This is a genomic window from Nocardia aegles (assembly GCF_052545135.1).
Genome location: NZ_JBQWRI010000080.1, coordinates 1 through 248 on the forward strand (window position 1 = coordinate 1; position 248 = coordinate 248).

Here is a 248-nt window from a genome sequence, read left to right on the forward strand (position 1 = left end):
CGTTTGCGTCCGGTGCCGGTGGGTGTGGTGGGGGAGTTGTATCTTTCGGGTGTTCAGCTTGCTCGTGGTTATGTTGCTCGTGCGGATCTGACTGCTGAGCGTTTTGTGGCGAATCCTTTTGGTGTTGCTGGTGAGCGTATGTATCGGACTGGGGATCTGGTGCGGTGGAGTGCCGGTGGTGAGCTCGATTATGTGGGTCGGGTGGATTTCCAGGTCAAGCTTCGTGGGATGCGTATCGAACTCGGGGA

At 57.3% G+C, this 248-nt stretch carries 1 protein-coding gene; it reads left to right on the forward strand.

The window, feature by feature from the left end; translation table 11 throughout:
• The coding region (locus tag ACT89H_RS29535) for a hypothetical protein (protein ID WP_445111949.1) at positions 1-248 on the forward strand (248 nt) is incomplete at both ends.